Raw genomic sequence first — 23,060 nt, forward strand, 5'->3', positions numbered from 1 at the left:
CCGGGCTGCGAGCGCGCTGACGGCGAAACGGCACCGGGCCGTGGCGGGATGGTTCGGCCCTGCTGGGGCGCGGAGGTGGTCAGGCCCCCTCTTCGGCCGGTACGTGTGCGAAGGACTCCCAGCGGTCGAGTTCGGCGAGGCGGGAGCGGAGGGAGGCGCGGATGCCCTCGACCGCGTCGGCGCCGACGGCCAGGCGCAACGGCGGCTCCGCCATCGCCGTGACCGCCATGATCGCGTCCGCGACGGTTTCCGGGTCCCCGAACGCCTCGGGCGGCAGGGCGGCGAAGTCCGTGAGGAACTTCCCCACGGACGGGACGTAGACCTCGCTGGGGGCGACGACGTGGAGGCTGGCGGCGAACTCGGTCGCGAAGGTCCCCGGTTCGATGATGGTGACCTTGGCTCCCGTGGGGGCCAGTTCGTGGGCGAGGGCCTCGCTGAACAGTTCCACGGCGCCCTTGGACGCCGCGTACAGGCCCGCGGAGGGCCAGGCGAACTGACCGAGGAGTGAGGACAGTTGAACGATCCTGCCGCGGGCGGCCCGCAGCGCCGGGAGGGTGGCGCGCAGGACGGCGAGGTTGGCCAGCACGTTGGTGTCGAAGACCGCCCGGGCCTCGGCGGCCCCGATCTGCTCGACCGAGCCGAACATCCCGTAGCCCGCGTTGTTCACCAGGACATCGAGCCTTCCCGCGGATCGTACGGCGGTGGCGAGCGCCTCCTCCGCTTCGGGCGAGGTGATGTCCAGGGGCACCGTGGTGACCTGCTGTCCCGGCGTGGCCCGGCGGGCCCGGTCGGCCAGTGCGGCGAGTCGGTCGCCGCGCCGGCCCACGGCGATCACATGGGCACCCGCGGACAGCGCACGTTCGGCGACCAGCCGGCCGAAGCCCGAGGTCGCGCCGGTGATGAGCCAAGTGGAAGACATGTCGAGAACTCCCGGGGAGAGCGAGCCGTACGCCCTGCGCGCGGCGATCGGAGTGAAGAGGGAGCACCTGGGTGGTGTCTCCGCTCTCCAGGCAACACCCGGGAGAGGTGTACGACGGCCCCCCGGCCGGCCCGCCGCTTCCTGGGTTCCGGAGGGCCACCTTCGCCCCGGCGGCACGGGCCCTCGCGCGCGACCATGGACCTATGGACCGGAACGAAGGGCTCGGCGACTTCCTGCGCGCGCGGCGGGCGGCGATGGATCCACGAGGGCTCGGCATCCACGACCCCACGCCCCGCCGGGTCCCCGGGCTGCGCAGGGAGGAACTGGCGGCGCTGGCGGGTGTCAGCGTGGACTACTACACGCGGCTGGAACAGGGCAGGCCCATCACCCCCTCGGAAGCCGTTCTCGACGCCTTGGCGAACGCTCTTCGGCTCGACCCGGCGGAACGCGGCTATCTGCACGCGGTGGCCCGTCAGCCGGCTTCGGGCCGCCGTCGCGCGTCCCACGCCGTGCAGAAGGTGCGCCCCGGTGTGCACGCGCTGCTCGCCCGTCTCGGGGACACCCCGGCCTTCGTGCTGGGGCGCCGCACCGACATCCTGGCAGCCAACCGTATGGCCCGCGCGCTGCTCGCCGACTTCGACGCGATGCCGGTCCGGGACCGCAACGTCACCCGCTGGATGGTGCTCGACGAGGCCGCCCGGTCGCTCTTCGGCGACGGTTGGGAACGGGTCGCCTCGGAGTTCGTGGGCGCCCTGCGCATGGATGCGGCCCGCAACCCCGACGATGCCGCCACCGCCGAGCTCGTGGGCGAGCTGTCCATGAAGAGCGAGCGTTTCCGGCGCTGGTGGGCCGGACAGAAGGTCGTCGTCCACAGCCACGGCACGAAGGTCCTGCACCATCCGATCGTCGGCGACCTCACCCTCCACACCGAGACACTGACCTTTCCGGGCGACCCCGACCAGATCCTCTACACCTTCCTCGCCGCCCCCGGATCCCCGTCCGAGGAGGCGCTGACTGTGCTGTCCACCTGGGCCGCCCAGCACGCCCGCCCCACCGGCCCGAAACCGGCTCGGGTCCGGCACCGCTGAGCCCCAGGAGGGTCAATCCGTGTCGTCGGTCTCCGCTGTGAGCCACAGTTCGAAGCAGTTGCGACGGGCCAGTTGCATCACTCCGATCGTGGCGCGGCCCGCGACGCCCGCGCGGGGACCGAAGACCTCGGTGAGGAGGTCGGTGGCGCCGGAGGCGACCTGGTGGACGTCCTCGAAGTCGGCGGTGCACACGACGAAGCAGAGGGCGCGGACCATGGAGGTGACCCTGTCGAGGGAGCCCAGGGCGAGCCGGATGCCTCCGAGAGCGTTGATCGCGGCGGCGCGGGCGGCTTCCCGGCCCTGGCCGAGCGTGAGGTCGTCGCCCAGCCGGCCGGGGTGGAGGATGGTGCCGGCCCGGTCTTCCGGTGTGTAGCCGCTGAGGAAGAGCAGGCGTCCGCTGCGGTGGAAGGCCTTGACGGTGCCGTAGCGGCCTCCGTACGGGGGATCACGGTAGTCGGGAATCTCCAGGCCGAGACGGGCGGCGCGCGTCTCCGCGCTCTCGACGGTGTTCACGGGCGGTCCAGCAGGCGTCGCGGGGTGGTGACGAGGATGCGGTGGACGGCCTCGGAACCGACCCGGCGTTCCAGAGCGGGTGCGATGCGGCGGAAGAGGTGTTCGTAGCCGAAGCCTCCGTTGTGCAGGAGGTGGGACTGCGTCCACACGTCGCAGCCGATCACGAGCTGGTCGGTGTGGCCTTCCGAGAGCAGCCACTCGGCCATGTCGAGGCGTTCGTGGTCGGCGGGCGAGCGCAGGTCGGGGCTGCCGTAGAAGAAGTCGGTGCCGAAGGTGTCGTACTCCAGGACGGCTCCGGTCTGGGCGGCGTCCCGGTGGTAGGAGCGGTCGAGGACCTCGTCCATGTGGCTGAGCACGATGCGGTCGGCCCGCATGCCCTGCGCCAGCAGCAGTTCGACGAGGGTCAGTGCGTCCTGGCCGCGGAAGGAGACGTGCACGTTGACGGTGCACCCGCTGATGGCGGCCGCCTGTCCCGCGGCCGCCACCACGCGCCGTTCCGCCCCGGTGGGCGGGTGGCCGGTGCCCAGTTCGCCGATCAGGGCCGGTCTGATGCCGGTGTCGTCGATGCCGTCGCTCAGATCGGCGAGCAGCCGTTCGGTGAGGGTGTCGACGGAGGCGGTCCGGATTTCCTCCGGGTGGGTGGCCTCGACGTACCAGCCGGTGCCGACGCAGATGGTGACGCCGGTACGGCGGGACATCTCGGGCAGCCGCGCCAGGCGGCGGCCCATGCCGTCCAGGGTCAGTTCTACGACGGCGGCTCCGCCGGCGGCGCGCAGCGCGGTCAGTTCGGCCGTCGCGACCTCGGGGTCGTGCAGGACGAGGTTGTCGGGCACGGACAGGGCGTTCCAGCGCAGCCGGGCCATGTCGTGCGGACGGATGGGACCGGTCAGGGGGGCCTCGTCCGGCGGTGCGGGCCGCGCCCACAGTCTGAGGTCGCTGAGGAGGTGCTCGTGCATGGAGGTCGGGCCGAGTGTGCCGGCGTCGACCGGGCCCAGCACCGTGTGAAGGGGCATGCGTGTCCTCGGGGAAGGGGGTGCGGCCGGTTCAGGCGGTCGTGGCGGGCCGGTCCAGGAGGCGGCGGGGGCCGTCCACGAGCAGGGTGTCCAGCAGGTGCCGGGGCACGCCGCGGTCGCGGAGGGCCGGGACGATCCGGCGCAGAAGGTGGTCGTAGCCCATCCCGCCCCAGCGGCGCAGCTGGGTCTTGGTCCACACCGAGCAGCCGAGGACCATGCGGTCGGCGAAGCCTTCGGCGAGGAACTCCTGTGCGGCATCGAGGCGTTCGGCGTCCGTGGGGTCCTTGTAGCCGTCGCGGTAGTAGGCCTCGTTGCCGAAGCACCATTCCGTGGTGGTTCCTGCGGCCGCGAGTTCACGCAGGTAGGGCAGGTCGATGAACTCGTCGACGTTGGAGAACACGATGCGCTCGGGCGGCAGTCCGGCTGCCGTCAGCAGTTCCAGTACGTCGACGCCGAGGCGTGCGCCCGGGTCGAGCCGGACGGCGACCGCGGCCCCGCAGCGCGCTGCCGCGCGGGCGGCGGCGCGCAGGACGCGGCGTTCGGCGGGGTCGAGGGGTGCGCCGGTGCCGAGGAGGCCGAGGAGTCCGGCGCGGTAGTCGACGCCGGGTATGTGGTCGGTCAGTGCCTCGTGGAACAGTTTCTCCAGGGCCTGTTCGTCCAGGGCGCGCAGCCACTCGGGATGGGAGCGGGCCAGGTAGGCGCCGTAGCCCGTCACGACGTGCAGGCCGGATGCCCGGGAGAGCGCGGGGAGTTCGCGGTGGCGGGGGCCCAGTCCGAAGGTGGTGAGGTCCACCGCGCAGGACTGGCCCAGCGCACGTGCGGGGGCGAGTTCCGCGGCGGTGGCCACGGGATCGTCCAGGACGAGGTTGTCCTCCAGGGCCAGCAGGTTCCAGTGCAGGAAGCCCAGGTTCTCGATGCCGACCCGGGTGTCGTCGGGGAGTGGTTCGCGTGCGGGTCGGTGCAGGACGCGGGCGTCGGACAGGAGGTGCTCGTGCATGGAGGTCGGACCGAGGAGGGAGGCGTCGACGGGGCCCAGGACGGTCTCGATCACGGTTGCCTCCCGGTGCGGCGGAGCTCGCTCATGCGGTACGGCCGGCGAGGTGGGTGCGGTCGGCCCGCTCGACCTCGGGGTTGGGCACGGCGGTGTCCAGCCAGCGCAGTACCTCGTGCTGTTCGACGAGGGCATCCCGCTGGAGGTAGTGGATGGCGCGCAGTGCCGCGTCGTGGGCCTCCCTGCTGGATCCGCCGACGCAGTCGGTGACCACACGCACCCGGTAGTCGTGCTGGTGGGCGTCGACGGCGGTGTAGTGGACGCAGACGTCGGTGAGTCCGCCGATGAGGATGAGGGTCTCGGCGCGGTAGGCCTTGAGCACGATCTCGAGTTCGGTGCCGAAGAACGCGGAGTAGCGGCGCTTGCGGATCAGGAATTCGTCGGGGCGCGGCCGCAGGCCCTGGGACAGTTCCGTCTCCGGCCAGCCCTCGATGCAGTGCGGTCCTTCGGAACCGTCGAGTTCGCGTCCGATGTCGACGAGGTTGGGCTTGTGGACCTCCTGGATCCAGACGACCGGGATGCCCTGTTCGCGGGTGCGGCGGATCAGTTCGCGCACCCTGGGCATCCGCTCGGCGCGTCCGTCCATGTGGGGGATCTCGGTGCGGGCGGCGGACGGTTCGACGTCTCCGCCCTGGATGTCGACGACGATCAGCACGGTGTTGCCGACTGTGTTCATGCGGGTGGTTCCTCTCGGTGCGGGTGTGACGGGGCTCAGGTGAGGGCCAGGCGGCGGTCGGCGAGGACCTGGAGGACGTCGACGACGGTGTTGAGGACGACGTAGACCACGCCGAGGAGCAGCGCGACCCCGGTGATGCCCGGGAGGTCGGCGGCGGCGACGGAGGCGTCCAGGTAGGAGCCGACTCCGGGCCAGTCGAAGATCTTCTCGACCACGACGAGTCCGGCGAGCAGGGCGCCGGCCTGGATGCCGACCATGGACAGGGTGGGCCCCAGGGAGTTGCGGACGGCATGCCGCAGCAGGACCGCGCGTTCGGTGAGACCGGCCGCGCGGGCGGTGCGGGCGTGGTCGGCCGCCAGGTTGGCGGTGAGCCCGTCCACCAGGACCCGGCCGATGGCGACGGCGGGCGAGATCGCGGCGCACAGGGCCGGGAGTGCGAGGTGGGTGACGGCGTCGCCGAACACCTCGGGGCGTCCGGCCAGGAGGCTGTCGACGAGCAGGAATCCGGTCGGACCGGTCGGCGCGTCCCGGAAGGAGGTGCGTCCGCCGGCCGGCAGCCAGCCCAGCCGGCCGTAGAAGACGAGGACGGCGACCATGCCGAGCAGGAAGGTGGGGGCGGCGGCGCCCGAGAACAGCACGGCGCGCAGGATTCCGGCGCCGCGCGCGCCGATCGCCGAGACGTAGGCGAAGACGGCGGCGAGCAGAACGGCCAGGAACAGGACACAGCAGGCGAGTTCGAGGCTGGCGGGCAGTACGGCGGCGAGGTCGGCGGCGACGGGCGTGCGGGTGCGCAGCGAGTTCTGCAGGTCGCCGTGGAGCAGGCCGGACAGGTAGTGCAGATAGCGGGGCACGAGGGGCTGGTCCAGGCCGAGGCGGGCGCGGGCCGCGTCGAGCGCGGCCTGGGAGGCGTTGGCGCCGACGTAGGCCTTGGCGGGGTCCGTGCCGGACACCTGCTGCAGGGTGAACAGGGCCACGGTCAGAGCGAGCAGCACGCCGAGCATCGCCGCGATGCGGCGCAGCGCGAAGGTCACGGGGTGGGTCCTTTCCGGTGCGGGGGCGGGTTCACCGGCGGCGCAGCAGATCGCGTACGGCGTCGCCCGCGTAGTTGGCGACCAGGGCGAGCAGCATCACCGCGATGCCCGGCACGATCGGCACCCACCAGGAGGTCAGCAGGTACGGCATGCCCTGGGCGGCCATGGCGCCCAGTTCCGGTGCGGGGGCCGGGGAGCTGAGGCCGACGAAGGACAGCGCGGAGAGGGCGACGACCAGCGAGCCGACGTCGAGGCTGGCGGCGACGACGATCGTGGAGCGGACGCCGGGCAGCAGGTGGCGGACCACGCGCCGGCCCCAGGGGACGCCGGCCAGCCGGGCCGCCTCCAGGTGCGGGCGGGCCGCCCAGGCGCGGATCTCGCCGCGGACCAGCCGGGCGTACATCGGCCACCACACGACCGCGATCCCGATGAGCGCGCTGTGGTAGCTCGCCCCGAGGGAGGCGGCGACGGCCATCGCGATGACGAGCCCCGGCAGGGCCAGGAACAGGTCGGTCACCCGCATGAGCGCCGAGTCCGCCCAGCCGGGCAGGGCTCCGGCGAGAACCCCGACGAAACCGCCGGCGAGTACCCCGGAGGCGATCACGACGGCCGCGGCGAACAGGCTGGCCCGCATCCCGTACAGCACGCGGGCCAGCAGGTCGTAGCCCAGGGCGTCGGTGCCCAGCAGGTGGCCGGGGCTGCCCGGGGACAGGAACGCCTCGCCGCTGCGCAGGACGGGACTGTGCGGGCTGACCAGCGGGGCGAGCAGGGCCAGCGCGACGAGCACCGCGAGCGCCCCCAGGGCGAGTCGGTCTCCCGCCGCTGAACGGAGGCGGCCCGCCGCCGAGGTGGCGGTGGTGCGCTGCCGGCCGCCGGTCAGGAAGCCGAGGGCGGTCATCGGGGACCTCCGGTCGTCGTGCGCCGCCGGTGGCGGGGTCGGGATACGGCGTCGAGGGGACGGTCGGTGCGGTGTCCGGGGGCGGCGCACCGCGTCCTGGCGGGCCCCGGGCTGACCCTGGTCATCCGGGATCGCTCCTCGTCGTCAGCCGCCGACGCGGTCGGGGTACGGCGTCCAGGAGGGCGCGGGTGTACTGCTCGGCGGGCTCGGTGCACACGCGCTCGGTGGGGCCCGCCTCGACGATGCGGCCCGCGTGCATCACGGCGATCCGGTCGGCGACGAGGCGGGCCGCCGCCAGGTCGTGGGTGACGAACAGGACGGACATGCCCAACTCCCTTCGGAGCCGGCCGAGGAGATCGAGGACGGTGGCGGCGAGCGTCACGTCCAGGGCGGACGTCGGCTCGTCGCAGAGCAGGACGCGCGGCGGCACGACGACCGCGCGGGCGATGGCCGCGCGCTGCCGCTGGCCGCCGGAGAGCTGGTCGCCCCGGGCACCCGCGATGTCGGCGGGCAGGCCCACGGTGGCGAGCACGTCCGTCACCGCCGCCCGGCGCCGGGCACGGTCCAGGCCGGAGGCGGTCAGGGCCAGGCGCTCCTCCAGCATGTCGCCGACGGTTAGCCAGGGGGTCAGGGAGGAACCGGCGCCCTGGAAGACCATCTGCGGGGTGCCGCCGGCCACCGACACCTCGCCGGAGGTGGCGTGTTCGAGCCCGGCGACGATCCGCAGCAGGGTGGACTTGCCGCAGCCGCTCTCCCCCACGAGGGCCACGGCCTCGCCCTGCGCGATGTCGAGGTCGACACCGCGCAGGGCGTGCAGTTCGCGGCGGGCCCAGGGGGGTCCGGAGCGGAACACCCGGGTGGTGCCGCGCAGTCGTACGGCGAGTTCGTCGCCGATGACCGGCTCGGGCCAGCGTGCGGGCAGGTCGCGATCGGCCGCCGGGGCACGGCCCGAGGTCAGGACACCGTCCGCGTCCACGGCCCGGCCGTGCCCGCCGCCCGCCAGTTCGACGACGGTGGGCACGGCCGTGTCCTCCTGCTCCGCGGGCGTGGTGGTGCGTCGGGTCAGTGGGCGGTCCCGGGGGGTGTCCAGCGTGATCCGGGAGGCGAGCAGGCCTTGCGTGTAGGGGTGCCGGGGATCGTTGAGCACCTGTTCGGTGGTGCCCTGCTCGACGAGGAGTCCCCGGCGCATCACGGTGATCCGGTCGCTGATCTGCGCGGCCACGCCCAGGTCGTGGGTGACGAACACCATGGCGCAGCCGATCTCGTCGCGCAGCGACCGGAGCAGGTCGAGGATCTGTGCCTGGACGGTGACGTCGAGTGCCGTGGTGGGTTCGTCGGCGATGAGCAGGGACGGGGTGCGGGCGATGGCCAGCGCGATCATCACGCGCTGCCGCAGACCGCCGGAGAGCTGGTGCGGGAACGCCTTGAGCCGCTGTTCGGGGTCGGGGATGCCGACGGCCGTCAGCAGGCGGACCCGTTCGGCCCGGTCGCGTTGGACCTCGCCCAGTTGGGCGCCGACGGTCATGGTGGGGTCCAGCGAGGTCATCGGGTCCTGGAAGACGGCACCGACGTGGCCTCGGCGGACCCGGCGGCGGGTCTCGTCGTCGGCGGTGAGCATGTCGGTGCCGTTCAGCAGGACCGATCCGTGGGCGTGGGGCCGTGACCGGAGCGGGAGCAGTCCCATCGCGGCGAGACCCAGCACGCTCTTGCCCGAGCCGGACTCCCCCACCATGGCGACGATCTCGCCGGGTCGCACGTCCAGGCTGACACCGCGGACGGCGTGTACGTCCTGGCCGACGCGGGTGAGGTGCACATGCAGGTCGCGCACCGAGAGCACCGGTGACGGTCCGTCGGTCCTCGCCTCGGCCGCCACCATGTCACCCGCAGCCCTGACCGAGGTGGTCTCCGCCGAGCTGTTCGCCGCGTTGTCCGTCGCGTTGTCCGTCGCCATGTCAGGAGCGGCCGAGGGCGGCGAAGTGCAGGACGTTGTACTCCAGCAGGTTCTGGGCCTTGCGGGTGCCGGTGATGCCGGGGACGGTGAGCAGGGTGGTGTTGAGGGAGCCGATGGAGAACCAGTAGCGGGAGTCGATGACCGAGCGGGCCACGGCCGTGTAGGCGGAGGTGCCGGTGGTGGTCAGGGCCTTGTCGAGGTCGGTGGTCAGGCCGTCGACCTGGGCGCCGTAGAGGTCAAGGCCACCCTTGGGGGTGTAGATGATGCGGGCCCAGGAGTCGGGATGGCCCGCGTCCGGGAAGACGCCGAAGACCGCGAGGTCGGGGGCGGCGTCGAGGTCGTCGGTGAGTTTGTAGATGGAGCCCGCGGCGTAGGCGACGGCTTCGGCCTTGAGGCCGGCGCTGTTCATCCGGGAGGCGAGTTCCTCGGCGACCGCCTTGCCGTCGGCGCTGCTCGCCGCGTACCCGACGCGGACCGTGCGGCCCCTGGCGGGTGCGGTGCGGGCGAGGGCGGCGAGGGCGGTGTCGTCGTAGGTGATGCCCTGGTCGTCGGCGGAGGAGTCGAGCATGCCCTTCGGGAAGAGCTGGCCGGTGGGTTCCTCCAGGCTGCCCATGGCGTCGGACAGGATGCTCTTGGTGTCGATGCCCGAGAAGAGCCGCTCCCGCTGGGCCGCTGTCCGGAAGGCCTTGGACTTCGGGTTCACGTAGATCATCTGGGTGGTCATGTTGGGGAACGTGCTGGTCGTGACGGCTTTGCTGCCGCTGTACGACTCGAACGCGGGCTTGTTGAGGTTGCCGAGGATGGCGTCGATCTGCCCGCGTTCCAGCTCCAGTTGGGCGGCGGAGGCGTTCTGTGAGATCTCCAGGTCCACGGTGCCGAAGGTGGGCTTGGCTCCCCAGTAGTCCTTGTAGGCGGTGAGTTCGTAGCTGGCGCCGGTCTTGGCCGAGGTCAGTTCGTAGGGGCCGGTGCCCGCGTCATGGGTGGTGAGCCAGGTCTGGGCATGGTCCTTGCCCGCGTGCTTCTTCAGGGTGGCGGGGCTGATGAGCTTCAGGCCGAAGGGCGAGGCGAGGTAGTCGAGGAAGGCGGAGTTGCGGGACTTCAGGGTCAGGACGGCGGTGTGCTGGTCGGGGGTGGTGACCTTGGTGACGTCGGCCGTCATGTAGGCAGGGCCGCCGTTCACGGCCGCGCGGCGCTGGACGGCGGCGGCGACCGCCTCCGAGGTGAGCGGGGTGCCGTCGTGGAAGGTGACGCCGTCGCGCAGGACGAAGGTGTAGGTGAGGCCGTCCGCCGAGACCTTCCAGGAGGAGGCGAGGGCGGGGACGATCTTCGCCGTGTCGCTCCCGTCCTGGTACTTGACGAGGCCTTCGTAGGCGTTCTGGATGATGTTCAGACCGGGACCGTCGTAGTTCACGTCGGGGTCCGGCGGGGTGGAGTAGGTCTGCACGACGGCCGCGGTGAAGACGTCCGTTCCGGCGGCGCTCCCGGTCGCGGCGGCCGAGCAGCCGGTGAGCGTGAGAACCGTGGCGGCTGCGGCGGCGAGGCCGGCCCGGGCGGTGCGGCCACGCGATGCGGTGGCGAGGTCTCGGCCCGCCGGAGCGGCGGTCATGGCGCTGGTTCGCATCAGGACCCTCTCGGTGAGGAGATCCGGCGGACGGGCCGCACGGAGGGATCGGGGATTCCTGTCAGTGACCGAAACCTAGGGCGGAGTTGGCCGGAAAGGGTTTCCCGGGCGTTGCCCGGCATTGCCGGACGGTAAATTCTGTCGCTGATAGAAATCCCGCCGGGCGGTTGGTAGCGTGACGGGCCCCGGCGTCGAACCGCCGTGCCGTTCGGGCACCTTCGCGGCCGGGCCCGTCGGACCGTGGAGAGGACCCAGGTGCCGCAGGACGCACAGCAGACCGCTCCCGCGCTGCTGCTCAGGAACGCGACCGTGATCGACGGCGCGGTGAACCAGCCGGTGCCCGCGCTGGACGTGCTCGTGGAGAACGGACGCATCCAGGCGGTGGCCCCCACCGGCACGCTGCCGCTGCCCGCGACGGCCGGGCCCGAGCGGCTGCGGTTCCTCGACTGCACCGGACTCACCGTGCTGCCGGGGTTCTTCGACTGCCACGTGCATGTGAGCACCCGCCCGGACGCCGACCGGTTCGACACGCTCATGGCTCCCGAGAGCCTGCTGACGCTGCGCTCCGTGCCCGTGCTCGCCTCGACGCTGGACGCGGGCATCACCACCGCCCGGGATCTGGCGGGCGCCGACTCCGGCTTCCGCAGCGCGGTCGAGGCCGGACACGTGCGCGGCCCGGCGCTCCAGATCGCGCTGCGGATCCTCAGCATCACCGGCGGGCACGGCGACTGGCGGACCGTCGGCGGAACCCCGCTCGACTCCGGCCCCGGCGCGGGCGTGGTGGCCGACTCACCCGCAGGGTTCGTACGGGCCACCCGTGAGGTGGTGCGGGAGGGCGCCGACTGGATCAAGGTGGCGGCGACCGGAGGCATGTCGAGCCCGCGCAGCGCGCCGGAGGCAGGCGGGCTGACGGAGGCCGAACTGCGCGCGGTGGTGCAGGAGGCGGAACGCCAGGGCGTCGTCGGTGTCGCCGCGCATGCCCAGGGAACCGCGGGCATCGCGGCGGCGGTCCGTGCCGGTGTGCGGAGCATCGAGCACGGTTACCTGGTGGACGGCCCGACGCTGGAGGAGATGGGCGAGCGCGGCACCTATCTGGTGCCCACCCTGTCCGCGCTGACCCGGCCCGCACCGGAGCACGGACCGACGCACGAGGTGGAGCGCCGTCACCGGATGCGCGAGACGGCGCTGGAGCGGCTCTCGGCCGCGCTCACCAGCGGCGTCCCCGTGGCCCTGGGCACGGACGCGGGCATCGCCCCGCACGGGCGGAACCTGCGTGAACTGGCCCTGATGGTACAGCTGGGCCTCTCCCCCGCCGCCGCCATCGCCGCGGGCACCTCGGTCGCGGCCCGCATGTGCCGGCTGGACGACGAGGTCGGCACGGTCCGGGCCGGGATGCGGGCCGACCTCGTCGTCACCGGCGTGGACCCGCTCACCGACATCGCGGCGCTGGGCGATCCCGGCGCGATCCGTACCGTCGTCCGGGCCGGGCGGATCGTCCGGCACACGGACGTGCCGTCGGACGCCGGACGGGAGAGGGCCGCATGACACACGACACCCCGCAGGCGGACGCCGGGACCGTCCGGCGGCAGACGCGGGAGGGAAAGCCGGGCAGGCCACGCTCCGAACCGAAGCAGCACAACGGGCTGAGCACCCGCGAGGAGATCCTTAAGGCCGCCTCGCAGTTGTTCGGCGAGCAGGGGTACGCCAAGACGACGACCCGTCAGATCGCCGAGAGCGTCGGGATCAAGCAGTCCACGATGTACTACCACTTCGCCGACAAGCGGGCGATCCTCGCCTCGCTGCTCTCCAGCACCGTCACCCCGGCGCTGGAGTGCGCGGAGTGGCTGCGGGAGCAGGATCTCGAACCCGCCGTGCGGCTCTGCGCGCTGATGGCCTTCGACCTGGAGACGCTCCTGAGCGACCGGCACAACCTGCACGTCGTCTACCACCTGCCGGAACTGGAGGAGGACGACTTCGCCTCCACGCGGTCCGCGCAGACCGCCCTGCGGGACGTCTACCGGGAGTTCGGCCACGCGGCTCTCGCCTCGCTCCACCCCGCAACGGTGGCAGCCGAACTGGCCGAGGACCTGGACCTCCTGTTCGCCCTGGTCGAGGCGTCGGTGTCCCAGCGTCACTGGGGCGGCGAGGAGAACCGGGCCCAGTACGCCCGGTCCGCCCTGCGCGGCTCGCTGCGGCTCCTCGGCGTCACCGGACCCGCGATCCCCGACGTCGCGGCCCGCGCCGAGGAGGCCCTGGCCGGCTACCGGGCCGCGGGAGACAGGCGCCCGGCTCCGCGCCGGTCACGCGGCACCGGTTGAGAGCCTGCCGGTCAGGTCCCTGCCAGCCGTTCGATCAACTCCGGCCAGACAACCGGGTCATGGCCCGGGACCAGCTCGTAGCCCTTCTCCTCCGCCAGGCGCTTGAGGCGCCGGATCGGCTCCAGGGTCGCCTCCGGGGGCACGCCGATCGAGGTGCCGGCGGGGCGTTCCTCGGTGATGTTCTCCGTCAGGTCGGCCGCGTCGCAGGTGAACACGTAACCGCCGCCTCGGGCGAGGTCCACCACGAAGCTCTGGTGGCCCGGGGTGTGTCCGGCGGTCAGTACGGCCGTGACGCCCGGTGCGAGCTCCCGGTCGCCGTCGGCGAGCCGCCAGTCGATGCGCGGATCGTCGAAGTCCACCCGGAAGATCGTCTGGCGCTCCACCTCGGGCCGTCCGGACAGTCCGTACTCCAGTTCGGCCCGCTGGATGTGCACGGGCACCCGGCCGGCGAAGTGCTTCAGCCCGCCGGCGTGGTCGGCGTGCAGATGGCTGACGGCGACGGCCGTGACGTCCTCCAGAGCGACACCGACCGCGGCCGTCGCCTCCGGCAGGGGCTCGCCGGGACCGGGGAGTTCCGGCTGGTAGGAGGGCGACGGGTAGTAGCGCCGCCGCAGCGCGGGGTCGCGCAGCAGCGCCGTGTTGAAGCCGGTGTCCAGCAGCAGCCACCCGCCCTCGGTCTCCAGCAGGACCCCCGCCACCGGCTCCCGTACGCGTTCCGTGTACGGCGCGCCGTGCACCGACACCGATCTGGGCAGGTCCTCCCAGCCGAGGAGAAGGGGCAGGACACGCCGTACACCGCGTCGGGTCATGATGCTCCGTCAGTCGTCGGATGGCCCTGCGGGGCCGGGGCTCAGAGGTCCAGCTCGATGACGGGTGAGGCGGCGCGGCTGACGCAGATCATCATCGTCATGGCGGTCGCACGCTCCTGCGGCCCGATCACCGAGTCGCGGTGGTCCGGGGTACCGGCCAGGACCGATGTCTCGCAGCTGCCGCAGTAGCCCTCCTCGCAGGAGTAGGGCACATCAGGCAACCGGTCGCGTACGGCCTCCAGCAGGGATCGGTCCGCCGGGACCGCGAACCGCAGCCCCGACCGGCGGAGCACGACCTCGAACCGCCCGTCGGCCGCCCCGTCCTCGCCGTCCCCGGCCGCCGCCCCATCCTCGCCGTCCCCGGCCGCCGGGCCGAACCGTTCGACGTGCAGCGGGCGCGGTGGTACGGCCGTGCGGCACAGCTCCGTCACCGCGTCCAGCATCGCCGCGGGGCCGCACGCGTACACGGCGTGTCCCGGCGGGGTGGCGGCGAGTTCGGCGGCCAGGTCGGGCAGGCCCACCTCGTCCTCGGGCACCAGCCGGACCCGGTCGCCGCCGAGCGCGGTCAGCTCCTCGGCGTAGGCGAGGCGGGAGCGGTCGCGGGCGCCCAGGACGAGGCGCCAGGGCAGCGCACCGGCGGCCAGCGCCCTGGCCATGGACAGCAGAGGGGTGACGCCGATGCCGCCGGCCAGCAGGAGGTAGCCGGGGGCGGGAAGCAGGGGGAACCGGTTGACCGGGCCTTCGACGGACAGTTCCCGGCCGACCAGTGCCGTGGTGTGGATCTCCCGGGATCCGCCCCTCCCGGCCGGCGCGAGATGCACGGCGACCGTCCAGGCGGCGCGTTCCGCCGGGTCCCCGCACAGCGAGTAGGTGCGGCGCAGACCGGAGGGGAGGGTCAGCTCCACATGGGCGCCGGGCTCCCACGGCGGCAGCGGCAGACCGTCCCGCCGGACCAGTCGCAGCTCGACGACGTCCTCGGCGATCCAGCGGCTCTGACGGACCAGAAGCCGTGGGGGCGCGGGCGGGGTCAGGTCAGAAGACACGGAAGTACTCCCGTTGTTCCCAGTCGGTGACCTCCTGGTCGAAGCGGGCCAGCTCGGCCCGCTTGACGCTCGTGTAGTAGGCCACGAAGTCCTTGCCCAGACGGTCCCCGAGGGCCTCGTCGGCCTCCAGTGCGTCGAGGGCCTGGCCGAGGGAGCGCGGCAGCGGCTCCGCCCGCGTCGCGTACGGCTCGTCGGCCGCCGGACCCGGGTCCAGGCCGCGCGCCACCCCGTCGAGACCGGCAGCGAGCTGGGAGGCGAGGTAGAGGTAGGGGTTGGCGGCCGGTTCACCGATGCGGTTCTCCAGCCGGGTGGACGACGGGCCGTCGCCGAGGACCCGGACCATCGCGCCCCGGTTGTCGCGCCCCCACACCGCGCGGTCGGGCGCCAGCGACAGCGACCGGAACCGCTTGAAGCCGTTGAGGGTGGGCGTCGAGAACGCGCTGGTGGCCCGGGCGTGGCGCAGCAGCCCGCCCAGGAACGCGGTCCCGTACGGCGACAGCCCCGGCCCGCCGACAGCGGCACCGGCCTCGGTACCGGCAGCCGTACCGGGCTCCGGGGCGAAGATGCCCACCCCGTCGCGCAGCACGCTCTGGTGCAGGTGCCAGCCGCTGGAGAACACCCCGGGCAGATGGGGTCGGCACATGAAGGTCGCGTGGTGGCCGTGCCGGGCGGCGACCTGCTTGACGGCGCTGCGCAGCAGCACCATCGCGTCCGCCGTGCCCAGTCCGTCGGCGGGCCGCAGGGTCAGCTCGACCTGGCTCGGCCCGAACTCGACCTCCAGGGTGCGCAACGGCAGACCCAGCTCCTCAAGGGTGCCGCGCAACACGTCGAGCATCGGGTCGAGTTCGTCGTAGCGCAACTCGCTCAGATACTGGTAGCCGTGGTTGAGCATGCCCACCTCGGGCGCCGCGCCCGGCTGGCCGAGGTCGGCCGGGCCGAGCCGCGGGTCGTCGAGGCGGAACAGGTGGAACTCCACCTCCAGGCCGGTGCGGTAGGTGAGGCCGCCGGTCTGCTCCAGGACCGAGCGCAGCAGCCCGCGCGTGCACAGCGGGACCGGGGCGCCCGAGGTGAACCGCAGGTCGCACAGGAGCCAGCCGGTGCCCGGGGACCACGGCAGCATCCGGAAGGTGAGCGGGTCGGGCACCATCACCATGTCGGCGGCGCCCCGCAGTTCGGGCAGTCCGAGCGGGGTCTCCTTGGTGAACAGCGGGAACACGGTACGGCCCGAGGTGTCCTTGGCCAGCAGCGAGGAGGCGATGCCGGTGCCCTCGCGCAGCACGGTGGGCGCCTCGGAGGCGGTGACGGTCTTCCCGCGCAGCAGCCCGTGCTGGTCGGCGAAGACGAGCCGCACCACCTTCAGCCCGCCGCCCTCGGCGCGGTCGCGGATCTCCTCGGCGGCGGCCGACTGCGCGGCCGTCCAGCCCGCGTGACGTTCGACGAAGTCCACGCCGCTCAGCCGTCCGTTCCGGCCGGCCGGGCCCAGCCGCTCTCCGCCCGCTGTTTCGCGGTGACGGCCGCCCAGTGCTCCGCCCATCCCTCAGTGGGGCCGATGCCGTCGAGCGTGACGGGACCGCGCACTTCGGCCGCGCGGTCGGCGGGCAGCACCAGCGGCGGGTCCTCGCCGCGCCCGACGGCCGATATCGCCTCGCCCAGCATCCGCCGGTACATGACGATCGCTTTGTCGGAGCGGCCCAGGTGTTCGCGGGTGCGGTCCTGGATCGCGCCCTGGCCCTCGACCGCCCACTGGTCGTGCACGTTGATGTCGGTGCCGAGGCCGGTGTACGTGGTGGTGAGCTGCTCGGCGGGGTCGTAGCCGTAGCCGTTGGAACGGCCGAAGCGCGGGCGGTAGTCGGGCAGGGTGACGGCGTCCACGCGCTGGCGGCGCATCTCCGCCCGGTCGACCGGACCGCCGACGCTGGTGAACTGGGCGTACCAGTAGCAGGAGGTGTCGTCGATCGGCACGTGCCACTGGGTGATGGCCGTCTCGGCGTCGAGCGGGATGTGGAACCCGTGCGGGAAGACCTGGTGGGTGACGCGGACGTGGGTGCGGCTGCCGTCCATGGGGCGGCCCTCGGTGTCGGTGCCGTCGAGCGTCCGCAGCGCCGTGATCCGGATGCCGTAGGGGGTGCGGACTGCGTCGATGTCGGGGCGGCCGTACTCGCGCAGGATCTTCGTCATCGGCAGGTCGGTGCCCTGCGAGGCGGCCCGGAACTGCTTGCCGTAGCTCTCCGATGGGTCCTCGTCCTGGAAGAAGCGGTGCAGGTAGGAGGCGTGCGCGGGGTCGATGCCGACCTCCAGGGCCTGGAGCCAGTTGCACTCCAGCAGGCCCTTCCAGGCGAACGTGTGCCCGGCGGGGGCCTCGAAGCAGTCCAGGGCGGGCAGTTCGGGCGGCTCACCGGGGCCGAGGTAGCCCCAGATCACCCCGTTGACCTCGCGGACCGGGTAACTGCCCAGCCGGACCCGGGCGGTGAGGTTGCCACCGGTCGGTTCGGCCGGGGTGTCCAGGCAGGCGCCGTCCCGGCCGAAGAGCCAGCCGTGGAAGCAGCACCGCAGTCCGCCGTTCTCAAGGCGGCCGAGCGCCAGGTCGGCTCCCCGGTGCGGACAGCCCCGGTCCACCAGGCCGAGTTCACCGTCCCCGTCCCGGAACAGGACCAGGTCCTGCCCCAGCACCTTCGGGGCCACCAGGGGCCGTACGCCGTCGAGTTCCTCACTCAGGGCGACGGGCTGCCAGTAGCGGCGCATCCAGTCCCCGGCGGGCGTGCCCGGACCGGTCCTCGTGAGCCGCACGTTCTCTTCCTCGCGCATCTGACGCCTTTCTGTCCCGGTCACGCAGACCGTAACGAAGGGAGGATCCATATAGCCATGGATTGGATCCAATATTTACGCCGGTGTAACGGCCGGCGAGCAGGCACCCGGCCATGGCCATGTCCACGACCGCCATCAGCAGGCCGGCCCCGCCCCGCCCGGTGACCGCCATCAGCGCCGCCAACGGCAGCACGGCGAGGTGCGCCACCAGGAACGGCACCGGGCGGGCCGACACGGGGAGGCACAGCAGGAGGCCCGCCGCCACCCAGGTGGACGACCGCGCCGCCTCGGCTCCCGGGCCGTCCAGCAGGTGCAGTGGGGACAGGTGCCAGGCGTACGCCGACACCGTCCACACGACCGCCCCCAGGGACGCCCCCCGGTACCGCCGCCGCGCCGCCGGTCCGGTCGCGCGGACCGCGTGGACGAGCAGCGCGGGGCCGAGGACCGCCAGCAGTTCGAAGCGGATCATCCCCCACACGTGGGGGTCGACGGCGGTCGGCGGCCACGTCAGCGCGAGCGGTACCCCCAGCGCGCAGCCGGCGGCCGCCGCCGCGAGCATCGAACGCCCGGTGAGCCGCCGCGCCTCGGGCGCCAGCGCGACCCGCAGCGCGGGCCAGGCGAACACCAGCGTGCAGGCCAGGACCGCGCCCAGCAGTCCGAGGGCGACCGCTCCCTGCGAGGCGTGTGCCGCGTGACCGCCGGCATCGATATCGATGTGGTCGACATGGCTGCCGCCGGTCAGTGCGGTGCCGCCGGTCACCCCAGCCACCCCAGCCACCGCCCGCCGCCTCCGCGCGGCCGGTTCCCGGCCGTCATCCGCAGCAGTGGCCGCCGCCGGCGTCCGCCGCAGGGGCCGGAGCGTGGCAGGAGACCGGGGCGGGCACGTCCAGGGCGGGGTTGCGGTCGAAGAAGCCGTCGGGCTCCAGGCGCAGCCGGGCGCGGGCCACCGGCATCACCGGCCACTCCTCGGGGCGCGGGAAGTGGTGCGAGCCGACCGTCGCCCACAGCACCAGTTCCGTGCCGTCCAGCGAGCGGTCCTCCTGCTGCCAGCGGTGGACCCCGTCCGCGCCGGGTTCGGCCTGGTTGGGGTACTCCCCCGCGACGAACCGCCGCGCCGGGTCGTACTCCGTCGCCCACAACTGCTTCGCCACGAACGGCGCCCGTCGCGCGCACACGCTGTCCGGCCGGACCGGCAGCACCGCCGTGTTCTCCACGTGCACGCGGTAGGCGGTCGGCTCGCCCATCCGGTTGCGGGCCTCGGTGCTCTCCACCCGCCAGTGCAGGGCCCGGGAGGGGTCGGTGGACCGCCCGCCCTCCGACTCCCGCAGGACCGGCCGCAGCACGGTCCGCGCCGCGTTGCCGTAGGGGTCGAGCGCGGGGTCGCTCTCGTGCTCGGCGGTCACCTCGACCAGCCGGTTCGCCGTCCCGTCGACGGCCATGTCCAGCCGTACGGCGAAGAAGTGCTGGTGGTTGGTGACGGCCACGTTCGGGGCGACCCGCCGGGCGTACGGCGTCTCCTCGTCCTCCGTGACACCGGTCGCCGACAGGATGCCGGTCATCTTGATCTCCAGCATGACCGAGCCGTCCTGGTGCAGGGACCAGTAGAAGCCGTAGTCGTAGTTGGCGACCGTGGCGAACGCCGAGATGATCAGGCGGCGGGAGCGGCGCACCTCCGTACGGCCGGTGCGGCCGTCGTGGTGCTTCCAGAGGATCCCGTCGTCCTCCTCGTGCATGCAGATCGCGTTGGGGATGACCCGGGGCACGCCGTCGCCGCCGAGGACGGCGGCGTCGAAGTAGTGGATGACACCGAGGCAGTCGCAGCCGAGGGCGAGGGAGTTGGTGAGCGGGCCGGCGCCGTACTCGCCCCAGTCGAAGAAGTTCTTGCGGTACTGGGTGGAGGCGGTGTCGAAGTACGGCACGTACATCTCGTTGACGGCGGCCCGGCGGATCACTGTGCGCGGCCCCTTGCCGCCCGCGTCGAAGGACAGGTCGTGCAGGACCAGGCCCTCGCGGTGGGAGAAGCCGACCCGCACCGACCAGCCCTGCCAGTCCACCCGCTGCCCGGTCACGGTGAAGCTCGGCCCGTCGGGCTGGACCACCTCCAGAGGCCGCAGCCCCGCGCGCCCCGGCACGGTTCCCGCCGCGAACACCCCGGACTCCCCCGACAGCGGGACGATCCCGTGGTCCTCGATGTGCAGCACCTCCATCGACTCCATGTCGATGATCGGTACGACGCCCTGCACGGGCCGGGCGTAGCCGTTGTCGTCCTCGGACTCGCGGTGCCACACGCTGCCCCAGGTCAGGCGGCGGCCCGGGTACGCGGGCGGTTCGAAGCCGCCGATCGACTCCGGGTCGACCATCACCAGCGACACGTCGTGGATGCCGCGCAGCGCCAGCGCCTCCCGGAACCGCGGATCCGCCCGGCACGCTGCGGCGGCCTGCCGGGCCTCCTCCGAGGAACAGCCCGGGCTCCGCACGTCCAGCTCGCGCCACGCCGTGGACTGCGGCTTCTCACCGAGTTCGAGAGCGACCTCGTAGGCGAGTCGGGCCGAGGGGCAGATCACGACGGCGCGGGCCCGCCGTGCCTCGTCCGGACCGGCCGTACGCGCATGGTGCTCGTCGAGGGCCACGCCCCAGAACCGCGCGTCCTCGGTGACCCTGGGATCCGCCTTCAACACCTTGACGGCAACGGCGAGTTCGGCGGCCGTCAGCGGGTCCAGCGGATGCGGTGCCGGTACGGCGACGGGCCGGGGGGCGAGGGTACTCATGGGCGCTGTCCTTCCGGGGGCGTGCGGGTGATGGCCGGCGCGGGGGTGTCGGGGCGGTTGTGGTGGGGTACGGCGGGGTGGTCGGGGCTTGCGCCGGTGCGGTTGTGGTGGGGTGCGGCCGGGGGCTCCGGGGATGCGCCGGTGCGGCTTTGGTGAGATCCGACCGAGGGCTCCGGGAATGTGCCGGTGCGGCTGTGGTGAGGTGCGGCTGGGTGGTCGGGGTTTGTGGCGGTGCGGTTGTCGTGGGCTGTGGTCGGGGGCTTCGGGCGCGCGGCGGTGCGGTCGTGGCGGGTCGCGGCGGCTGGGGTGTCCGGGGATGTGCCGGGGCGGTGGCCTGCGCCGACCGGCGCGGTGTGAGGGGTGTGGCGTACGGTGCCGCCGTCGGCGCGTGGGTCGGAGGCGCCGTCCAGGCGGCCGTCCCGGACCAGTCGCACCACCTGGGTGTGGCCGGCCAGATCGGTGGGACCGGCGGTGACGGCGACCGGAAGTCCCAGGAGCGGAGCGTCCATCGGCGTCGGGAGAGAGCCGGGCTCGGCCAGCAGGGTCGGTTCCTCGAAGCCGATGTCGCGGGCGCCGGTCACCCAGCGCGGACTGCCCAGCACGGCGGCCGGATCGGCGGCGGGGTCGGCGAGCCGGGGCAGGGTCTGGGCGAGGATCTGCGGTTGGGCCCGGCCGCCCTGGCAACCCGCCGCCAGCAGCAGCGCACCGGAGCGACCGATCACCGGGCACAGCGTGTGCGGCGGACGCGTACCCGGCCGCAGGACGCCGGGATGGCCGGGTTCCAGGCTGAACGCCGAGCCCCGGTTGTGCAGCACGATGCCGGTGTCCGGCTCGCACAGGCCCGAGCCGAAGGTCTGGTAGACGCTCTGGATCAGCGACACGGCCAGCCCCGAGGAGTCCACGGCCGTCACCGCGACCGTGTCTCCGGACGGTCGTATCGGCGGCTCGGGTGGGACCGCGCCCGCCAGCGGCGCCGGATCCAGCAGGCCCGCCAGGTCCAGCGATTGCCCGTGCGGGTCGCCGAGCAGCCGGTCGCGGGCGGCCGAAGCGTCGAGGGAGCGGGCGGCGAGCAAGAGGGTGCGTTCCGGTTCCGGCAGTCCCGCCGCGCCCGCCGCCGCCCTGAGCAGCGCGGGCAGTACCGCGCCCTGGCTGGGTGGCGGAGCGGCCCACCAGGTGGCGCCCGCCACCTCGACGTTCAACGGCTCGGCGGACTCCGCTTCGTGGGCGGCCAGGTCGGCGGCGGTGAGCGGGCTTCCGAGGCGGCGCAGACCGGCGGCAATCGCCTGGGCGACCGGGCCGCGGTAGAACGACACGGGGTCTTCGGCGAGTTGGTCGAGGACCCGGGCCAGGCGCGGCTGCGGGAGCGGGGCGCCCTCGCCCACCGGGCGGCCGTCAGGACCGGTCAGCAGGGCGGACAGGCCCGGGTCGGCCGCGACCCGCGCCGCGCGCTCCCGTACCGCGCGGGCCAGCCCTGCGGAGACCGTGGCCCCTTCGCGCGCGAGGCCGGCGGCGTCCCGCAGTGCGGCGGGCAGCGCGCCCGGTGTGCCGTACGCCTGCGCCAGCGCCGCCCAGCCCGCGACCACGCCGGGCACGGTCACGGTCTGCGGGCCCTGCGCCGGCATGCGCCGGTCCGCCGCACGCAGCGCCGTGACGTCCACGTCCCGGGCCGCCGCGCCGACCGAGAGGACCGCCCGGACGGTGCCGTCGGGCGTGTGCACCAGGGCGATCAGGTCGCCGCCCAGGGAGCACTGGTGGGGGTAGACGACGGTCAGCGCGGCGGCGGCGGCCAGCGCCGCGTCGACCGCGTTGCCGCCGCGCCGGGCCGACCGTCCGGCCGCGTCCAGCGCGGCGGGGTGCGGAGCGGCGAGGATCAGCCCGTCGCCGGGGCTCACGTCGCGTCCCGGGGCAGCAGCAGGGTGCGGGAGGGGGCCGCCTCGGCGCCCTGGAGCGGCACCGGCAGGGACAGCATGTCGTAGACACCGGCCGGGGTGCGCAGCAGGTCGACCACTTCGAGGATCAGCACGTCCGCCCCGCACAGCAGTTGGTGCGTCTCCCAGTGCGTGGTGTAGGCGACGGCCTCGATGCTGAGGTAGTCGATGCCGGCCGTGCGCACCCCCGCCTCGATCAGCCGCTCCGCGCCGTCCGGGGCCAGTCCGACCCACTGCCGTGCCTTCCACGGGCTGCGCAGCACGCCTTGCGAGTTGCTGGTGCGCAGCAGTACCCGTTCCTCGGTGCCGAGCCCGGCCGCATCGAGGTCGGCGGCCGTGATCTGCTCCTTGACGTGGGTGAGGTCGAGCACCCGGGCGGTCCCGTTGAGGGCCGACAGGTCGAGCCGGTCGACGGTCTTGCCGCCGTCCACGAAGTGGGCCGGGGCGTCGATGTGCGTGCCGGTGTGGGCACCGATACGCCAGCGGCTGACGTTCGACGCGTCACCGGCGGTACGCGACTCGACGACCTCCACCTCGGGCCTGCGGCCCCAGTGCAGCATGCCGGGGTGGATGGGCACGGAGACGTCGATCGCCTTGGTGACGTCCAGGTTCATGACAGGCTCCTATT

General features: G+C 73.3%; 20 protein-coding genes. 3 read left to right on the forward strand and 17 right to left on the reverse strand.

All coding sequences use genetic code 11. The features are described from left to right. Positions 1-79: 79 nt before the first annotated feature. Positions 80-919: an SDR family NAD(P)-dependent oxidoreductase gene (locus tag ACGFZS_RS44520; RefSeq protein WP_393799956.1), complete on the reverse strand. Its 840-nt coding sequence runs from the start codon at positions 917-919 to the stop codon at positions 80-82. A 203-nt stretch (positions 920-1,122) separates the two neighbouring features. Here ACGFZS_RS44520 and ACGFZS_RS44525 point away from each other — a divergent pair, with 203 nt between their 5' ends. Beyond that, positions 1,123-2,007: a helix-turn-helix transcriptional regulator gene (locus tag ACGFZS_RS44525; RefSeq protein ID WP_393799957.1), complete on the forward strand. Its 885-nt coding sequence runs from the start codon at positions 1,123-1,125 to the stop codon at positions 2,005-2,007. A 12-nt stretch (positions 2,008-2,019) separates the two neighbouring features. Here ACGFZS_RS44525 and ACGFZS_RS44530 read toward each other — a convergent pair whose 3' ends face one another. The 8 genes from ACGFZS_RS44530 to ACGFZS_RS44565 all read right to left on the reverse strand — a co-directional run bounded on the left by ACGFZS_RS44530 (position 2,020) and on the right by ACGFZS_RS44565 (position 10,761). Continuing rightward, positions 2,020-2,520 (reverse strand): RidA family protein, encoded by a 501-nt coding sequence (locus tag ACGFZS_RS44530; protein WP_393799958.1) that lies wholly within the window; start codon positions 2,518-2,520, stop codon positions 2,020-2,022. Then, positions 2,517-3,533: a phosphotriesterase gene (locus tag ACGFZS_RS44535; RefSeq protein WP_393799959.1), complete on the reverse strand. Its 1,017-nt coding sequence runs from the start codon at positions 3,531-3,533 to the stop codon at positions 2,517-2,519. The genes ACGFZS_RS44530 and ACGFZS_RS44535 overlap by 4 nt, the downstream gene beginning before the upstream one ends. 31 nt (positions 3,534-3,564) lie before the next feature. After that, positions 3,565-4,584: a hypothetical protein gene (locus tag ACGFZS_RS44540; RefSeq protein ID WP_393799960.1), complete on the reverse strand. Its 1,020-nt coding sequence runs from the start codon at positions 4,582-4,584 to the stop codon at positions 3,565-3,567. A gap of 28 nt (positions 4,585-4,612) precedes the next feature. Beyond that, complete coding sequence (locus ACGFZS_RS44545) at positions 4,613-5,260, reverse strand: cysteine hydrolase family protein (protein WP_393799961.1); 648 nt, start codon at positions 5,258-5,260, stop codon at positions 4,613-4,615. A 35-nt stretch (positions 5,261-5,295) separates the two neighbouring features. Beyond that, positions 5,296-6,291, reverse strand: coding sequence for an ABC transporter permease (locus ACGFZS_RS44550; RefSeq protein WP_393799962.1), 996 nt, complete (start codon positions 6,289-6,291; stop codon positions 5,296-5,298). Between the two features lie 31 nt (positions 6,292-6,322). Further along, on the reverse strand, positions 6,323-7,189 hold the full coding sequence (locus tag ACGFZS_RS44555) for an ABC transporter permease (RefSeq protein ID WP_393799963.1): 867 nt from the start codon (positions 7,187-7,189) through the stop codon (positions 6,323-6,325). 121 nt (positions 7,190-7,310) lie between these two features. Further along, positions 7,311-9,140, reverse strand: a complete 1,830-nt coding sequence (locus ACGFZS_RS44560; RefSeq protein ID WP_393799964.1) for an ATP-binding cassette domain-containing protein — start codon at positions 9,138-9,140, stop codon at positions 7,311-7,313. 1 nt (position 9,141) lies between these two features. Then, complete coding sequence (locus tag ACGFZS_RS44565; RefSeq protein ID WP_393799965.1) at positions 9,142-10,761, reverse strand: ABC transporter substrate-binding protein; 1,620 nt, start codon at positions 10,759-10,761, stop codon at positions 9,142-9,144. A gap of 240 nt (positions 10,762-11,001) precedes the next feature. Here ACGFZS_RS44565 and ACGFZS_RS44570 point away from each other — a divergent pair, with 240 nt between their 5' ends. Continuing rightward, positions 11,002-12,306 (forward strand): amidohydrolase family protein, encoded by a 1,305-nt coding sequence (locus ACGFZS_RS44570; RefSeq protein ID WP_393799966.1) that lies wholly within the window; start codon positions 11,002-11,004, stop codon positions 12,304-12,306. Next, entirely contained in the window at positions 12,303-13,079 is a 777-nt protein-coding gene (locus tag ACGFZS_RS44575) for a TetR/AcrR family transcriptional regulator (protein WP_393799967.1), read from the forward strand. Before ACGFZS_RS44570 ends, ACGFZS_RS44575 begins: the two co-directional genes overlap by 4 nt. An 11-nt stretch (positions 13,080-13,090) precedes the next feature. On the opposite strand, the gene ACGFZS_RS44580 is transcribed toward ACGFZS_RS44575, so the two are convergent. The 8 genes from ACGFZS_RS44580 to ACGFZS_RS44615 are packed head-to-tail and all read right to left on the reverse strand — an operon-like array spanning position 13,091 to position 23,046. After that, the gene (locus tag ACGFZS_RS44580; RefSeq protein ID WP_393799968.1) at positions 13,091-13,888 is read right to left on the reverse strand and encodes an N-acyl homoserine lactonase family protein; all 798 of its coding nucleotides are present in this window, start codon (positions 13,886-13,888) and stop codon (positions 13,091-13,093) included. Between the two features lie 41 nt (positions 13,889-13,929). Further along, the gene (locus ACGFZS_RS44585; protein WP_393799969.1) at positions 13,930-14,931 is read right to left on the reverse strand and encodes a PDR/VanB family oxidoreductase; all 1,002 of its coding nucleotides are present in this window, start codon (positions 14,929-14,931) and stop codon (positions 13,930-13,932) included. Beyond that, the gene (locus ACGFZS_RS44590) at positions 14,921-16,378 is read right to left on the reverse strand and encodes a glutamine synthetase family protein (protein ID WP_393799970.1); all 1,458 of its coding nucleotides are present in this window, start codon (positions 16,376-16,378) and stop codon (positions 14,921-14,923) included. The genes ACGFZS_RS44585 and ACGFZS_RS44590 overlap by 11 nt, the downstream gene beginning before the upstream one ends. Positions 16,379-16,383: 5 nt before the next feature. Continuing rightward, entirely contained in the window at positions 16,384-17,718 is a 1,335-nt protein-coding gene (locus ACGFZS_RS44595; protein ID WP_393799971.1) for a Rieske 2Fe-2S domain-containing protein, read from the reverse strand. Beyond that, entirely contained in the window at positions 17,639-18,496 is an 858-nt protein-coding gene (locus ACGFZS_RS44600; protein ID WP_393799972.1) for a hypothetical protein, read from the reverse strand. Before ACGFZS_RS44600 ends, ACGFZS_RS44595 begins: the two co-directional genes overlap by 80 nt. 52 nt (positions 18,497-18,548) lie before the next feature. After that, entirely contained in the window at positions 18,549-20,504 is a 1,956-nt protein-coding gene (locus ACGFZS_RS44605; RefSeq protein WP_393799973.1) for a primary-amine oxidase, read from the reverse strand. Further along, positions 20,501-22,396, reverse strand: a complete 1,896-nt coding sequence (locus tag ACGFZS_RS44610; protein ID WP_393799974.1) for a gamma-glutamyltransferase — start codon at positions 22,394-22,396, stop codon at positions 20,501-20,503. The genes ACGFZS_RS44605 and ACGFZS_RS44610 overlap by 4 nt, the downstream gene beginning before the upstream one ends. Beyond that, positions 22,393-23,046, reverse strand: a complete 654-nt coding sequence (locus ACGFZS_RS44615) for a cyclase family protein (RefSeq protein WP_393799975.1) — start codon at positions 23,044-23,046, stop codon at positions 22,393-22,395. The genes ACGFZS_RS44610 and ACGFZS_RS44615 overlap by 4 nt, the downstream gene beginning before the upstream one ends. Between the last annotated feature and the right edge of the window lie 14 nt (positions 23,047-23,060).

The organism is Streptomyces sp. NPDC048288 (genome assembly GCF_043201555.1).
Lineage (GTDB): Bacteria > Actinomycetota > Actinomycetes > Streptomycetales > Streptomycetaceae > Streptomyces.

Bases quoted from the DNA above. Each gene is read 5' to 3' on its own strand.
- ACGFZS_RS44565 (WP_393799965.1), bottom strand. From the start codon at position 10,761: ATGCGAACCAGCGCCATGACCGCCGCTCCGGCGGGCCGAGACCTCGCC.
- ACGFZS_RS44520 (WP_393799956.1), bottom strand. From the start codon at position 919: ATGTCTTCCACTTGGCTCATCACCGGCGCGACCTCGGGCTTCGGCCGG.
- ACGFZS_RS44560 (WP_393799964.1), bottom strand. From the start codon at position 9,140: ATGGCGACGGACAACGCGACGGACAACGCGGCGAACAGCTCGGCGGAG.
- ACGFZS_RS44615 (WP_393799975.1), bottom strand. From the start codon at position 23,046: ATGAACCTGGACGTCACCAAGGCGATCGACGTCTCCGTGCCCATCCAC.
- ACGFZS_RS44545 (WP_393799961.1), bottom strand. From the start codon at position 5,260: ATGAACACAGTCGGCAACACCGTGCTGATCGTCGTCGACATCCAGGGC.
- ACGFZS_RS44580 (WP_393799968.1), bottom strand. From the start codon at position 13,888: ATGACCCGACGCGGTGTACGGCGTGTCCTGCCCCTTCTCCTCGGCTGG.
- ACGFZS_RS44575 (WP_393799967.1), top strand. From the start codon at position 12,303: ATGACACACGACACCCCGCAGGCGGACGCCGGGACCGTCCGGCGGCAG.
- ACGFZS_RS44525 (WP_393799957.1), top strand. From the start codon at position 1,123: ATGGACCGGAACGAAGGGCTCGGCGACTTCCTGCGCGCGCGGCGGGCG.
- ACGFZS_RS44605 (WP_393799973.1), bottom strand. From the start codon at position 20,504: ATGAGTACCCTCGCCCCCCGGCCCGTCGCCGTACCGGCACCGCATCCG.
- ACGFZS_RS44555 (WP_393799963.1), bottom strand. From the start codon at position 7,189: ATGACCGCCCTCGGCTTCCTGACCGGCGGCCGGCAGCGCACCACCGCC.
- ACGFZS_RS44535 (WP_393799959.1), bottom strand. From the start codon at position 3,533: ATGCCCCTTCACACGGTGCTGGGCCCGGTCGACGCCGGCACACTCGGC.